The organism is Streptomyces cylindrosporus (assembly GCF_022698165.1).
Taxonomy (GTDB): domain Bacteria; phylum Actinomycetota; class Actinomycetes; order Streptomycetales; family Streptomycetaceae; genus Streptomyces; species Streptomyces cylindrosporus.
In genome coordinates this window covers 205,462-219,635 of the sequence record NZ_JALDAY010000017.1, presented here as the reverse complement: position 1 = coordinate 219,635, position 14,174 = coordinate 205,462, and the positions used below count along the sequence as shown (strand labels likewise).

At 71.6% G+C, this 14,174-nt stretch carries 13 protein-coding genes and 1 riboswitch; of the genes, 8 read left to right on the top strand and 5 right to left on the bottom strand.

Features of this window, described 5'->3' with window-relative positions; genetic code table 11:
- Positions 1–102: 102 nt before the first annotated feature.
- The 3 genes from MQP27_RS44370 to MQP27_RS44360 form a co-directional block, all read right to left on the bottom strand.
- Complete coding sequence (locus MQP27_RS44370) at positions 103–1,011, bottom strand: RNA polymerase sigma-70 factor (RefSeq protein ID WP_242776439.1); 909 nt, start codon at positions 1,009–1,011, stop codon at positions 103–105.
- 78 nt (positions 1,012–1,089) lie between these two features.
- Positions 1,090–2,091, bottom strand: coding sequence for a glycoside hydrolase family 43 protein (locus MQP27_RS44365; protein WP_242776506.1), 1,002 nt, complete (start codon positions 2,089–2,091; stop codon positions 1,090–1,092).
- A 61-nt stretch (positions 2,092–2,152) separates the two neighbouring features.
- A complete protein-coding gene (locus MQP27_RS44360; RefSeq protein ID WP_242776437.1) occupies positions 2,153–3,073 on the bottom strand; it encodes an alpha/beta hydrolase in 921 nt (306 codons plus the stop codon).
- Positions 3,074–3,283: 210 nt separating this feature from the next.
- Here MQP27_RS44360 and MQP27_RS44355 point away from each other — a divergent pair, with 210 nt between their 5' ends.
- The gene (locus MQP27_RS44355; RefSeq protein ID WP_242776435.1) at positions 3,284–4,162 is read left to right on the top strand and encodes a helix-turn-helix domain-containing protein; all 879 of its coding nucleotides are present in this window, start codon (positions 3,284–3,286) and stop codon (positions 4,160–4,162) included.
- Positions 4,163–4,183: 21 nt separating this feature from the next.
- Here the strand turns inward: MQP27_RS44355 and MQP27_RS44350 are convergent, their stop codons facing one another.
- Positions 4,184–5,755 carry a PucR family transcriptional regulator gene (locus MQP27_RS44350; RefSeq protein ID WP_242776433.1) on the bottom strand — a complete coding sequence of 524 codons (1,572 nt, stop codon included), beginning with the start codon at positions 5,753–5,755 and terminating at the stop codon, positions 4,184–4,186.
- Positions 5,756–5,896: 141 nt separating this feature from the next.
- On the opposite strand from MQP27_RS44350, the gene MQP27_RS44345 reads away from it, so the two are divergent.
- Positions 5,897–7,168, top strand: coding sequence for an aspartate aminotransferase family protein (locus MQP27_RS44345; protein WP_242776431.1), 1,272 nt, complete (start codon positions 5,897–5,899; stop codon positions 7,166–7,168).
- 5 nt (positions 7,169–7,173) lie between these two features.
- The gene (locus tag MQP27_RS44340) at positions 7,174–8,613 is read left to right on the top strand and encodes an NAD-dependent succinate-semialdehyde dehydrogenase (protein WP_242776505.1); all 1,440 of its coding nucleotides are present in this window, start codon (positions 7,174–7,176) and stop codon (positions 8,611–8,613) included.
- 40 nt (positions 8,614–8,653) lie between these two features.
- Here MQP27_RS44340 and MQP27_RS44335 read toward each other — a convergent pair whose 3' ends face one another.
- A complete protein-coding gene (locus MQP27_RS44335) occupies positions 8,654–9,433 on the bottom strand; it encodes an SDR family NAD(P)-dependent oxidoreductase (RefSeq protein WP_242776430.1) in 780 nt (259 codons plus the stop codon).
- Positions 9,434–9,617: 184 nt separating this feature from the next.
- On the opposite strand from MQP27_RS44335, the gene MQP27_RS51830 reads away from it, so the two are divergent.
- From MQP27_RS51830 to MQP27_RS44315, 5 genes are all read left to right on the top strand, one after another.
- Complete coding sequence (locus MQP27_RS51830; protein WP_372511446.1) at positions 9,618–9,728, top strand: putative leader peptide; 111 nt, start codon at positions 9,618–9,620, stop codon at positions 9,726–9,728.
- A gap of 132 nt (positions 9,729–9,860) precedes the next feature.
- On the top strand, positions 9,861–10,757 hold the full coding sequence (locus MQP27_RS44330; RefSeq protein WP_242776428.1) for a glutathione S-transferase C-terminal domain-containing protein: 897 nt from the start codon (positions 9,861–9,863) through the stop codon (positions 10,755–10,757).
- 66 nt (positions 10,758–10,823) lie between these two features.
- A riboswitch (SAM riboswitch) is annotated at positions 10,824–10,932 on the top strand.
- Positions 10,933–11,280: 348 nt separating this feature from the next.
- Positions 11,281–12,264, top strand: coding sequence for an amino acid ABC transporter permease (locus MQP27_RS44325; protein ID WP_242776426.1), 984 nt, complete (start codon positions 11,281–11,283; stop codon positions 12,262–12,264).
- Entirely contained in the window at positions 12,261–13,046 is a 786-nt protein-coding gene (locus tag MQP27_RS44320; protein WP_242776424.1) for an amino acid ABC transporter ATP-binding protein, read from the top strand. The genes MQP27_RS44325 and MQP27_RS44320 overlap by 4 nt, the downstream gene beginning before the upstream one ends.
- A gap of 56 nt (positions 13,047–13,102) precedes the next feature.
- Positions 13,103–14,125: a transporter substrate-binding domain-containing protein gene (locus MQP27_RS44315; RefSeq protein WP_242776422.1), complete on the top strand. Its 1,023-nt coding sequence runs from the start codon at positions 13,103–13,105 to the stop codon at positions 14,123–14,125.
- Positions 14,126–14,174: the final 49 nt, after the last annotated feature.

Sequence of the window (14,174 nt, the reverse complement as noted above, 5' to 3'; positions counted from 1 at the left end):
TCTTGCGCCTTCCGTAGAAGAGACCGGACAGGGGTCGCGCTTGTGACACGGATTCCTTCGACGAGATTCCGGCGCCGATCCGTCGCGTGCTGGTGCCGGGGCTCAGTCGTCGGACGAGGCGTCCAGCGAGGCGACGTAAGGTGCCAGTTTCTGCGGATTCATGATCCACAGGAGCCGTTCGATGCCGTGCTCCGAGGTCTCGGCGGTGAGCAGCGCCACGGCCTGGGCGCCGTCCAGTACGAGGGCGGCCGGTCCGCCGTTCGCCTCCACCCACCGGACGGACTTGCCGGGCCAGAACCGCGGGGCGAACGCGGCGAGGTACTTGGAGACGTGCAGCCGTCCGACGACCGGGATCCTCGACGCGCCGCGGATTCCTCCGCCGTCGGTGTAGCTGACCACGTCCTCGGTGAGGACGTCCTCCAGTACGGCCAGATCGCCACCCTGCGCCGCGGCCAGGAACACCTCCATCAGCCGCCGGTGCGCATCGGGGCCGACGGGCTGCCGGCGGTCCGACGAGAGGCGCTTGCGGGCGCGGCTCACCAGCTGGCGCGTGTTGGCCTCGCTGGTCTCCAGCATCTCGGCGATCTGCTGGTACGGGTAGTCGAAGGCCTCCCGCAGCACGTACGCGGCCCGCTCCACCGGATTCAGCTTCTCCAGCAGGAAGAGCAGCGCCAGGTCGAGTGCCTCGGCCCGCTCCGCGCCCAGCTGCGGATCCGCCCGCGTGTCGACCGGCTCCGGGATCCAGGGACCGATGTACGACTCGCGCCGCACCCGGGCGGACTGGGCGACGTTGATCGCCAGCCGGGCGGTGACCGTGGCGAGGAAGGCGGACGGTTCGCGCACGGCGTCGCGGTCGGCGTGCTGCCACCGCAGCCACGCCTCCTGTACGACGTCCTCGGCCTCCGCCGTGCTGCCGAGCACGCGGTACGCGATGCCGAAGAGCTGGGGCCGCGCCGCGATGAACGCCTTCGTCCCGTCGTCGGGGGAGTCCGTGTCGACAACGGTTGCCATGCGTCCCCCTCGGGTCGGGAGTCAACGATACGACGAGCGCTCACGACCGGCGCGGGCGCACAGAGATAGCCCGACTCGTCACCCGCCGCCGTCGAGGTCGTCGCGGCGGCGGAGCACCCGCAGCTCGTGGCCGTCGAGCCGCATCTCGTACAGCTTGCCGCGGGCGTTCTCGAACGGGCGGTGGAGGATCAGCATCAGGTCGCCGTCGAAGGTGCGGAACATCATGCCGTGACCGCTGTCGTCCCGGACCAGGGGCCGCCGCTGTTCCCAAGGCCCCCTGATGTCACCGGACTTGGCGACCGCGTAGGTCTGCACATAGCCGCCGCTGATCGATCCGTCCCTGTCGGCCACGTTCTTCTCGTACGTCGACCACAGCATGAGGAGCGACCCGTCGGGGGTGTCGTACAACTGGGGGCCGTCGGTGATGTACGGGGCGAGCTGGTGCGGTACGCCGGCCGGGATCTGCTCGGTGAGCCAGGGCGCGTCGGAGGCCTTGAAGAGGAGGACCGGGGCGCCGGTCGTGCCGGTCAGGTCGGGGGTGAGCCGGATCGCCTCCATCGTTCCGTCGACGGTCTGCAGCCACTCGTGCGCGTACACCATCCACGGTTGTCCGGCGCGGTCGACGTACAGCGTGCCGTCGAGGGTCATGAGGTGCTCGGGCGGGGTGGGCCGGGCCGGGTCCACGGCGGTGAAGGGGCCGAGCAGGGAGTCGGACACCGCGGTGATCGTGCCGCGCATGTGGTTCGGCACCTGGAACGGCGTGCCCCAGCGGCCGGCCGGCGGCACCGGGAGCGGCCTGTCCTCGGCGTGCAGGGTGGTGAACAGGTAGTACCTGCCACGCCACTTGTGCACCTCCGGCGCCCAACCCCCGTCGCCCGCCCAGATTCCCGGCTGGTCGGCGGCCAGGAACACCACGACCGGGCGCGTCCACTCGCGCAGGTCCCGGCTGCGGTAGACCATCGTGCCGACGCCCTCCACGCCCGACACGGACGGCTCGTTGGACGTGTAGAGGTGGTAGGTGCGGGTCTCCTCGTCGGCCACGACGAAGGGATCGTGCAGCGGCATCCCGGGGAGCTGCATCGGCTCGGTCTCGGTCACGGCCGCAGGATACGGGGCCGGGATCCCGGCTCCCCCGGCCCCGTCACTTGTCGAGGTTGCTGGTGAAGAAGTCGGCGAGCCGGTCCACGGCGGGGTCGATGTACTCGCGCTTGTCGTAGAGGTCGACGTGGCTCGCACCCTTGATCCAGTGGATCTCCGCCGGGCCGGTGGCGTGCCGGTGGGCCTCCAGGCCCATCCACGCGGTGACGGCGCGCTCGCCGAGGATCTGCAGGATCGGGCGCGGGCCGATCAGCGGAACGGCGTGGAAGACGTCGCTGGAGGCCATCTTGTCGACGCTCTCCCAGGTGAGGAACTTCGCCGAGCGCTCGTGGTGGCCACGGGGACCGCAGTAGTACTCCCAGCCCTCGACGCCGTGCTCGCCGCCGAGCGCGCCGGCCTCCGCGGCGGTCGCCGGGAACATGGTCATCACCCCGGGGTCCTCGCCGTTCGCGGCGGCCGTGCGGGCCCGGGCGGAGGCGTCCAGCAGGGAGCGGAACACGGCAGGGTCCTGGGTGCCGTCGGCGCCGTACCGGAACTGCCGGGCGGGTTCGGCGGTGCACACCGTCGCCACGGCCCGGACCCGGGGATCGCCGCCGGTCGCGGCAAGCGAATAGCCGCCGGAGGCGCAGATGCCCAGCAGGCCGATCCGGTCGGCGTCCGCCTCGGGCCGGGTGGTGAGGAAGGAGACGGCGGCCTTGAAGTCCTCGACCCGCTGGGCGGGGTCCTCCAGACCGCGCGGCAGACCACCGGACTCACCCTGGTGGGCGGCGTCGAAGGCCAGGGTCACGAACCCCCGCTCGGCCATCAGACGCGCATACGTGCCGGACGTCTGCTCCTTCACCCCGGTACCGGGATGCCCGACCACCAGTGCCGGAAGCGGACCGGCGGCCGGAGTGTCGGGGGTGTAGAGGTGCCCGGCGAGCGGGATGCCGGCGCTGTCGAAGGTGACGGTGGTCCTGGTCATGAGAACAACTCCCTTGGACGGAAACGACGTGAGGTGAGCGCACCGGCGGCGGACTCGAAGCCCGCGCCACGCCGGGCACACAGCAACGTTCCGACACCCTCGGCAAGGGCGGGAGAGCCAGGTTTCTGCCTGGGCAAGGATCTGCCTGGGAAAGGATCTGCCCCCTCAGCCGTACGCCGTGGTCGTCGCGGTGGCGGGAGACTGGAGGGCATGACTCCAGACTCCGACCCGCGTGCGCTGGGGGCCTTCCTCAAGGCCCGCCGGGCCCAGCTGACGCCGCGGGAGTGCGGCCTTCCCGACACGGACTCCGCCCGCAAGGTCGCCGGACTGCGCCGCGAGGAGGTCGCCCGCATCGCCGCCATCAGCGTGGACTACTACACCCGGCTGGAACAGGGCCGTGTCCGCGCCTCCGCACCCGTGCTGACCACTCTGGCCCGGGCCCTGCGCCTCGACGACGACCAGCAGAGGTACCTCTACGAACTCGCCGGCCGGTCCGACGCCCGGCCGCGCCGCCGCCGGCCCGCCGAGCGCCTGCGCCCGGCCATGCGCCGCCTGCTCGACCAGCTCACCGAGACCCCCGCACTCGTCCTCGGCAAACGCCTCGACATCCTCGCCTGGAACCCCACCGCCAGGGCCCTCTACACCGACTTCGCCGCCCTCCCGGCGGACCGGCGCAACTACCTGCGGCTGCTGTTCACCGACCCGACGGTCCGGCAACTGCACCGGGACTGGGCCCAGGACGCCCGGGACGCCGTCGCCGCGCTGCGCATGGAGGCCGCGGGCGACCCGGACGATCCCGACCTCGCCCGGCTCGTCGGCGAACTCTCCCTCCAGGACCCGGACTTCCGCACCTGGTGGGCCGAACACCGCGTCAACAGCGCCAGTTACGGCACCAAGCACTACCGCCACCACCTGGTGGGCGACCTCACCCTCGACTGCGACACCTGGAGCAGCCCCGACGGCTCCGGGCAGCGGCTGATGGTCCTGACCGCCGAACCCGGCAGCCCTTCGTACGACGCCCTGCGCATCCTCACCTCGTGGACCACCCGGCAGCCGGGCACCGACCGGGCGGACGGCGTGCCGCGCTGACGACCTGAGCCGGCCTTGACCTCAGCGCGGGCGCAGGACGTCCAACACCGCCAGCGCCACGTGCAGTTCGGTCCGCTGCTCGCCCGATTCGAGGTCGCGGTCCAGGAGCCGTTCGACGGTGCGCAGGCGCTGGTAGACGGTCTCCCGGGAGAGGTTGCCGCGGCGGGCGGTGGTGGTCTTGTTGCCGGCCGAGTCGAGGTAGTGGCGCAGGGTCGTCAGCAGGTCCGTGCCGTGCCGGGTGTCGTGGTCCAGCAGTCGGCCAAGTTGCCGTTCCGCGTACTCCTGGACGCGGGTGTCCTCCCGCAGGGAGTACAGGAGTTGGCGCAGACCGATGTCCGACAGCTCGTGAAAGGCACGGCCGTCGGGCGACGGCAGGGCAGCCTCGGCCACCCGGGCCGCCTCGCGGAAGGAGCGGGCGGTCGCGGACAGGTCGTCGACCTCCGAGCCGACGCTGACGACCGCTTCGGGGTCGAGGGCGAGCGCGCTGCGGCTCAGCCGTTCGACGGCCGGACGCCAGGACTGGGACGGGCGCAGCGCGAGGAGCACACCGAGCCGGGTGGGCGTGAGGGTGCCGACGAGCGCCGCGATCCCGGCCGTGCGGAGTTCCTCCGCGACGGTGGTCTCCGCCGCCTGGGCCTCGACGTCCAGTAGTACGGCGAGGAATCCGACCCCCTCCGTCGGCAGGCCCAGTGCGGCACAGCGGGCCCGGGCGTCCGCGGGGGAGTGGTGGCGTTGTTCGGCCAGGTCGTGCAGGGCGCCGCGGTGTGCGGCGCGTTCCCAGGGCGTGGTGTGGATGAGACGGGCGATCGTCAGGGCCATCGCCGTGCGCTCCAGGACGGTGACGTCCTCGGAGGTGAAGCCGGCGCTCGTCGGCAGCATGGCCACCCTGCCCCACCGCTCGCCCTGGTACTCCACCGGCGCGACCAGCCACCCCTCCGGCCCGCCCACCTCACCGGAGGCGGGGACGGCCCGGGAGCGCGCTTCCCAGCCGGTGAGCGCCTCCTCGACCGTGGCGCCGGAGGCCTCGCAGATCAGCGCCTGATGCACCAGGTTCTCCAGTACGACGGTACGGCCGCTCATCCCCGCTGCCGCGCGGACCACTTCCTGTGGCCCGGCGCCGCGCAGCGTCAGCGCGGTGAAGGCCTCGTGGATGCGCTGGGTGCGGCGCATCGCGTCCGCCTGGTTGCCGAGCAGCAGCGCGTGGACGACCTGGGTGACCTCCAGGAAGTTGACGTCCCGGGCCAGGGTGATCAGCGGCAGGTCGCGGGCACGGCAGGCGTGCACGAGGGCGTCGGGCGGGCGGTGGTAGCGCCGTACCAGCTCGATGACCAGGGCCGCCGCATCGACCTCGGCCAGCTCGTCGACGTAACGGCGCACGCCCGCCGGGTCCTCGGGCAGGGGCATGCCGGTGGTCAGGACGAGTTCGCCGCCCTTGAGGAAGGAGGCGGGGTCGGTGAGTTCGGTGATGTGGACCCAGCGGACCGGGCGGTCGAGGCGGGTCAGCCCGGTGAGGACCTGTGGCCGGCCGGCGGCCAGGACCGGCAGGGCCAGCACGTCGGCGACGGTCAGGGGTGCGCCCGCGGTGTCGCTCATGGCGGACCCCTGCCCCCGCCGACCCGGTTGACACAACGTCCGAACACCGTGTCCCGGCCGGACAGTTCGGCCGTTGCCGCCGCCCGCGCCGCCCCCGGACGCTCGTACGAGGAACAGGCCCCCACGTGCCGGGAGACGACCATGACCGCACTGTCGCCGCACCTCCGCCAGGCCACCCCCGTCGTGGCGGTCCGGGGCGAGGGCGTCCACCTCTACGGCGAGGACGGCCGCCGCTATCTGGACTTCACCGCCGGAATCGGCGTCACCAGCACCGGGCACTGCCATCCGAGGGTGGTGGAGGCCGCCCGGGAGCAGGCCGGCACACTGATCCACGGCCAGTACACGACGGTCATGCACCAGCCGCTCCAGCGGCTCGTCGACAAGCTCGGCGAGGTCCTCCCGCCCGGCCTGGACAGCCTCTTCTTCACCAACTCCGGCAGCGAGGCCGTCGAGGCCGCCCTGCGGCTGGCGCGTCAGGCCACCGGCCGCCCCAACGTCCTTGTCTGCCACGGCGGTTTCCACGGCCGTACCGTCGCCGCCGCCTCCATGACGACCTCCGGCGTCCGCTTCCGCTCAGGCTTCTCGCCGCTGATGGGCGGAGTCGTCGTCACCCCCTTCCCGACGGCCTTCCGCTACGGCTGGGACGAGGACACCGCCACCCGCTTCGCCCTCCAGGAACTCGACTACACCCTCCAGACCGTCTCCTCGCCCGCCGATACCGCCGCGATCGTCGTCGAACCCGTCCTCGGCGAGGGCGGCTACGTCCCCGCCACCCGCGCCTTCCTGGAGGGCCTGCGCGAACGGGCCGACCGGCACGGCTTCCTGCTCGTCCTCGACGAGGTGCAGACCGGCGTCGGCCGCACCGGCCGCTTCTGGGGTCACGACCACTTCGGCGTCACCCCGGACATCCTCGTCACCGCCAAGGGCCTGGCCAGCGGCTTCCCGCTGTCCGGCATCGCCGCCCCCGAGGAGCTGATGAGCAGGGCGTGGCCGGGTTCGCAGGGCGGTACGTACGGCGCCAACGCCGTGGCCTGCGCGGCGGCCTGCGCCACCCTGGACGTCGTACGCGACGAGAAGCTCGTCGAGAACGCCGACGCGATGGGCGCCCGGCTGCGGGCAGGCCTGCGGGCGGTGGCGGAGCGGACACCGGCCATCGGGGACGTCCGCGGCCTCGGGCTGATGCTGGCCAGCGAGTTCGTCACCGAGGACGGCGACCCGGACCCCGCGACCGCCGCCCGTGTGCAGCGCGCCGCCGTCGACGAGGGACTGCTCCTGCTGCTGTGCGGGGCCTGGAACCAGGTCGTGCGGATGATCCCGGCGCTGGTGATCGACGAGGCGGGCGTGGACGCCGGCCTCGCGGCCTGGGCCGCCGCGGTGGAGAACGGCACTTCCGGGGAAGGAGAACGGGCATGACATCCCTGAGCGACGTACCCAAGCAACTGTTCATCGGCGGCATGTGGCAGGACGCCGCGGACGGCACCACCATGCCCGTCGACGACCCGGCGACCGGCGAGATCCTCTGCCATGTCGCCGACGCGGGCCCCAAGGACGCCCGGCTCGCGGAGGACGCGGCCGTCGCGGCACAGCCGGAGTGGGCCCGTACGGCACCCCGCGCGCGCAGCGAGATCCTGCGCCGCGCCTACGAGATCCTCCTCGCCCGCACCGAGGAACTCGCCCTCCTGATGACGTCCGAGATGGGCAAGCCGCTCGCCGAGGCGCGGGGCGAAGTGGCGTACGCCGCCGAGTTCTTCCGCTGGTTCTCGGAGGAGGCGGTCCGGGTCGGCGGCGACTACGGCACCCTCCCCGACGGCCGCAACCGCATGCTCCTCTCCCGCCGCCCGGTGGGCCCCTGCCTCCTCGTCACCCCCTGGAACTTCCCCCTCGCGATGGGGACGCGGAAGATCGGCCCGGCGATCGCGGCGGGCTGCACGATGGTCCTCAAACCGGCCCCGCAGACCCCGCTGTCCGTGCTCGCCCTGGCCGCGATCCTCAAGGAGGCGGGCCTGCCCGACGGCGTCCTGAACGTCGTCACCACCTCCCGCGCCGGCGAGGTCTGCGAACCGCTCCTGCGCGGCGGCCGTATCCGCAAGCTCTCCTTCACCGGCTCCACGGCCGTCGGCCGGCTCCTGCTCGCCCAGTGCGCCGAGACGGTCGTACGGACCTCCATGGAGCTCGGCGGCAACGCCCCCTTCATCGTCTTCGACGACGCCGACCTGGACGTGGCCGTGGACGGCGCGATGACCGCCAAGATGCGCAACATGGGGGAGGCGTGCACGGCCGCCAACCGCTTCTTCGTCCACCGCTCGGTCGCGGAGGAGTTCGCGGGGCGGCTGGCCGAGCGCATGGGCGCGCTGGTCGTGGGCCCGGGAACGCGGGACGGCGTCGACGTCGGCCCGCTGATCGACGCTGCGGGCCGCGCGAAGGTGGAGCAACTGGTCGAGGACGCGGTCGCCCGGGGCGCCCGGGTGCTGGTCGGCGGCCGCACGCCCGAGGGCCCCGGCTGCTTCTATCCGCCGACGGTCCTGACGGACGTGTCCCCGGACAGCCGGTTGACGGGCACCGAGATCTTCGGCCCCGTGGCCGCGATCCTCACCTTCGAGGAGGAGGACGAGGTCCTGGCCCGGGCCAACGACACCCACTGGGGCCTGGTCGGCTACCTGTTCACCCAGAACCTGGACCGGGCCCTGCGGGTCAGCGAACGCATGGAGGTGGGCATGGTCGGCCTCAACACGGGCCTGGTCTCCAACCCCGCCGCTCCCTTCGGCGGCGTCAAGCAGTCGGGGCTGGGGAGGGAGGGCGGCCGGCTGGGGATCGACGAGTTCCTGGAGTACCAGTACCTGGCGATTCCGATCCGGTGACCGGCCGCGCGGACGGGCCGCCGGCCCGCTTTGACAGCGGCTACGCCCCGATCATGTTGAAGCCGCCGTCGGCGTTGAGGTACACCCCCGTCATGTGGGCGGCGTCGTCCGTGGCGAGGAAGAGGGCCGTGCCGGCGACCTCGGACGGTCCCGGGATCCGGCCCATCGGGGTCTTGGAGATCATGTCCTCCCGGCGCCCGGACTTCCAGTCGGCCCGGTTCAGCAGGGTCTCCGTCTCGATGAACCCGGGCGCGAACGTGTTGACCCGCACCACGGGCGCGAACGCCTGCGCATAGGACTTGGTGATGCCGAGGATGCCGTACTTCGCGGCGGCGTACTGGGGCGCTCGCGCGCTGCCGCGCACGATCACCGTCGAGCCGATGTTGACGATCGCGCCGTGCCCCTGGTCCAGCATCCGGGACCCGAACTCGTGGACGCACAGCATGGTTCCCTTGACGTCCACGGCGAGCACATGGTCGATCGACTCCTCGGTGAGGTCCCGCCAGGACATCTGGTCGCCCGCGACATCGCCCACGTTGTTGACCAGCACGTCGAGCGCCCCGAAGTGGCCGAACACCTCCTCGGCCATGCGGATGACGTCCTGGTGGACGGAGATGTCGCCCTGGACGAGCACGGACTCGCGGCCCAGCGCCGTGATCCGTTCGGCCGTCGCCTCCGCGCCCTTCCGTGAACTGCGGTAGTGGACGGCGACATCGGCACCCTCCTGCGCCGCCCGCACGGCGATCTCGGCTCCGTAACCGGTACCGGCCCCGGTGACGAGGACGGTCTTGCCGGCGAAGCGTTCGGGGACGGGGGTCATACGAGCTCCGTTCGTGAAGTCGCTTGTCGTGCAAGGGCGTTCCTACGAGGGTGCGCCTTCTGCCGGCGTACGGCACCCGCCCTGTGTCCATGCGACTGTCCGCGATGCGGGACGGCCCTCTTGACGCCGCCCCGACCTCGATCGACACTCCCAGAGAGGAATCCTAGTGAATAGGTAGGGAAACATGAGGCGCCTTGAGCCGGTCACCGTCCCAGTGAGCCGTTCGCCTCTTCTGACCTCCCGCCGTCACATCGATCTGCAGCGCGTCTGCAGCGCGATCGACCTCCAGGGCTGAGCCGCGCCCATCCCGTGCCGACGGACGCCTCACGAGGGTGTCGTCCCGTCCGGCCCGCAAGGGTGAGCCCTGCTCCCTCGTCCGACGTCGCTACCGCCGCGCGTACGTCCGCGCCCGCTCCCGGGGAGAGTCATGACCGTCACACCACTGGCCGCCCACGCGTCCGACCGGCCCGCGCCCGCCTTCCGCGGCCGCATCGGCCGGGACGCGCGCAGCGGCCACTACGCCGTGCCGGGCCGCTACCGGCTCCATCTGTCCACCGCGTGTCCCGACGGCCTGCGCATCGCCGTCACCCACGCCCTGCTCGGCCTGGACACCGTCTGTCCGGCCACCTTCCTGCCCGCCGTCCCCGACTGTCCGGAGGGCGGCCACTCCGTCCTGCGCCCGCTGTACGAGGCCAGCGCTCACCGGTACGCCGGGCCGGCCGTCGGGCCGGTGCTCAGCGACGGCTGGTCCGGCCGGATCGTCAGCACGCACGCACCGGACATCATGCGCGACCTGGCCCGACGGTTCGGGGGCGACCGCCTCTCGCTGTACCCGTGCGGGGCGGAGTCGGAGATCGAGGCCGTGGAGCGGATGTGCGGGGAGGGGGTCGAGGAGGCGGCGCAGCGGGCCGGGTCGGCCGGCGGGGAGCCAGTGGTATGTGACATAGCACTGGGCACGCTGCTGGAAACCCTCGGCGCCCTCGACCGCTGGCTGGACGGCCGCACCTACATGATCCGCGACGAAATCACCGCCGCCGACGTGGAGTTGTGGGTCGCGCTGGTCCAGCTCGACACCGTGCACCGCAACCATCTCGACGCCGCCGCGGTGCAGCGCATCGCCGACCACCCCGCCCTGTGGGCCTACGCCCGCCGGCTCACCGCCCACCCGGCCTTCGGCGGGCACCTCGACCTCGACGGCATCGAGCGCCGCCACCACGCCCGCTGCCAGGGCCTGGAGGCCGCCGGTGCCGCTGTCCAGATCCTGGACTGGGCCGCTCACGCAGGGGACGGCAAAGGCGCCGGACCCCAGGTCGACCGGCCCTGAGCCTGTCCATCAAGTGGACAGCCATTGACATACGTTCGGGCGATTGGCTTCACTGCGACCCAGAACGGTCATGAGTGTCAGCGACAAGCCCTGGCTTGCTGACCGGCAACCCTCGCACGCGGTGGGGTGCCCCAGGTGACGACCGGACCGGATGACGTTTCGGTAAGCGCGAGTGGCCCCAGGGCCGGAAGAGCACGGTGACGGACATGTACGCAGCCTCCAGGACGGCTACGCGCCGCGCCCCGGGCTGCGTACAGCCGTACGCGCAGGTGCTCGTCGCCGACCGGAGCGTCGATCTGCTCCGGGTCAGCAGCGCACTGTGTACCGCACCGGGCCGTGCCCGCTGTCGGGGCTGACGTCTCCTTCCAGCCCCGCTCCTCCCAGCCGCCGCGTTCCTGACGAACACCGCGCCCGCGGTGTGCCGTTGTCCGCCCAGCTCCCGGTGCCCGTGCGTCGCGTCCTGCACTCGTAGTACGCCTGCTTCGCCGTGTCCGGGGGTGAACCGACCCTGCCGGAGCCCTCCATGACCGAACCCCCAGGCACCGCCGTGTCCCTGACCGAGCCGCCGCCACCCACCGACGTACCGTCAAAGCCCCTCACCGCACAGCGAGTTCTTCCGCTCAGGCGGCCCGGGCGGTGGATCGCCACCGCCGTCGTCCTGGTCCTGGCGGCCCAGTTCGTGCACGGCCTGGCGACCAACCCCTTCTACCAGTGGGACCGCTTCGGCTACTGGTTCCTGCGGCCGACCATCCTCGACGGTCTGCTCATCACCCTCGAAGTCACCGCCTACAGCGCCGTGTTGGGCCTCCTCGGCGGCATCCTGCTCGCCCTGGCCCGGCTCTCCCGCAGCCCGGTGCTGCGCGCGGTCAGCTGGACCTACGTCTGGGCGCTGCGCTCCATCCCGCTCATCGTCGTCCTGCTCTTCCTCTACAACTTCTCGGCCCTGTACAAGACGTTGAGCGTCGGCGTGCCCTTCGGGCCGGCCTTCTTCTCCTTCGACGAGTCGAAGCTCGCCACCGACATGGTCATCGCCGTCATCGGCCTCAGCCTCAACGAGGCGGCCTACGCGGCCGAGGTGGTCCGCGGCGGCATCCTCTCCGTCGACCAGGGCCAGCACGAGGCGGCCGCGGCCCTCGGCCTGCCCAAGGGCTACCAGTTCCGCAAGATCGTGTTCCCGCAGGCGCTGCGCTCGATCACCCCGAACTACGTCAACCAGCTGATCGGCCTGATCAAGAGCAGCTCGCTGGTCTTCTACGTCTCGCTCCTCGACCTGTTCGGCGTCGCCCAGTCGATGGGCGCCACCTACCCCGGCGACGTCGTACCGCTGCTGCTTGTCGTCACCGTCTGGTACCTGATCCTCACCAGCGTCGTCTCCGTCGTCCAGTTCTACGTCGAGCGGTACTACGCCCGGGGTGCCACGCGCTCCCTGCCGCCGACCCCGCTCCAGAAGCTGCGGGCCGGCCTCGCCGACCTGCGCGCCCGCATCCGCCGGGAGGCCGCCGTATGACCAGCACCGCGCTCGACACCGCGGCCGCCACCGTCGAAGTGCGCGACGTACACAAGTGGTACGGCGCCCACCGCGTCCTCAACGGCGTGGACCTGACCGTCCGCCCCGGCGAGGTCACCGTGATCCTCGGCCCCTCCGGCTCCGGCAAGTCCACCCTGCTGCGGGTCGTCAACCACCTGGAGAAGCCCGAGATCGGCCACGTCAGCCTCAACGGCGAGCTGATCGGCGTACGCCGGCAGGGCGACCGCCTCAAGGAGCTGAGCGAGCGGGCCATCCTGGCGCAGCGCAGCCGGATCGGGTTCGTCTTCCAGAACTTCAACCTCTTCCCGCACCTGACCGTCCTCGACAACGTGGCCGCCGCCCCGGTCGCCACCGGGAAGCTCGCCAAGCCCGAGGCCCTGGAGCTCGCCCGCGAACTGCTGGGCCGGGTCGGCCTCGCCGACAAGGCCGCTGCCTATCCACGGCAGTTGTCGGGCGGCCAGCAGCAGCGCGTGGCCATCGCCCGGGCCCTCGCCCTGCGGCCCGGCGTCATCCTCTTCGACGAGCCGACCTCCGCCCTCGACCCCGAGCTCGTCGGTGAAGTCCTCTCCGTCATCAAGGACTTGGCGACCAGCGGCACCACCCTCGTCATCGTCACCCACGAGATCGGCTTCGCCCGCGAGATCGCCGACCGGGTCGTCTTCATCGACGACGGCCGCATCGTCGAGCAGGGCCCGCCCTCCGAGGTCCTCGACAAGCCGCGGCACGAGCGGACCAGGGACTTCCTGAGCAAAGTCCTCTGACCCTCCGTCAACTTCCTTCCCCTGCACAACCGTTTCTCTCATCTCTAAGGACAGCCATGCCCACCCACATCTCCCGACGCAGCCTGATACGCGGCATCACCGCGGCGACCGCCGTCGCCACCCTCGCCACCGGGCTCGCCGCCTGCGGTGGGGACAGCGACGCCGCGACCAAGACGTCCGACGCCACCGGTACGGTCACCGTCGGTCTCGTCTCCAACGGCGCCGCCAAGGAGACCACCCTCAAGGTCTCCGAGGTCAAGTCCATCAGCGCCCAGCTGCCCGCCGCGATCAGAAGGAGCGGCAAGCTGGTCATCGGCTCCGGCACCCTGCCCTCCGGCTCCCCGCCGCTCGGTTTCATCGGCAGCGACCAGAAGACGCTCACCGGCTCCGAGTCCGACCTGGCCCGCCTGGTCGCCGCCGTGTTCGGCCTGAAGCCCGAGGTCAAGCGGTTCACCTGGGAGAACCTCTTCGTCGGCATCGACAGCGGCAAGGTGGACGTCGGCTTCTCGAACATCACCGACACCGAGGAGCGCAAGCAGAAGTACGAGTTCGCCTCCTACCGCAAGGACGACCTCGCCTTCGAGACCCTCAAGAGCTCCAAGTTCAGCTTCGACGGGGACTACGAGGCCCTCGCCGGCAAGACCGTCTCGGTCGGCGCCGGCACCAACCAGGAGCGCATCCTCCTGGAGTGGAAGTCCAAGCTGGCGAAGGAGGGCAAGAAGCTCACCGTCAAGTACTTCCAGGACAGCCCGAGCATCTACCTGGCCCTCAACAGCGGCAAGATCGACGCCTACCTGGGCCCCAGCCCCAACCTCTCCTACCACGTCACCCAGACCGCGAGCACACCCAACCCGACGAAGATCGCGGGCCAGTACTCCGGCGCGGGTGCCGACCTTCAGGGCCTGATCGCCGCGACCGCGAAGAAGGGCAGCGGCCTCGCCAAGCCCCTCTCCGAGGCGATCAACTACCTGATCGAGCACGGCCAGTACGCCCAGTGGCTCAAGGCCTGGAACCTCTCCAACGACGCCGTCGCCAAGTCGGAGATCAACCCACCCGGCCTGCCGCTCGACAACTCCTGACCCGCCGTCACGTGCCGGGGCTCCGCCGCCTCCCCGCGGCGGGGCCCCA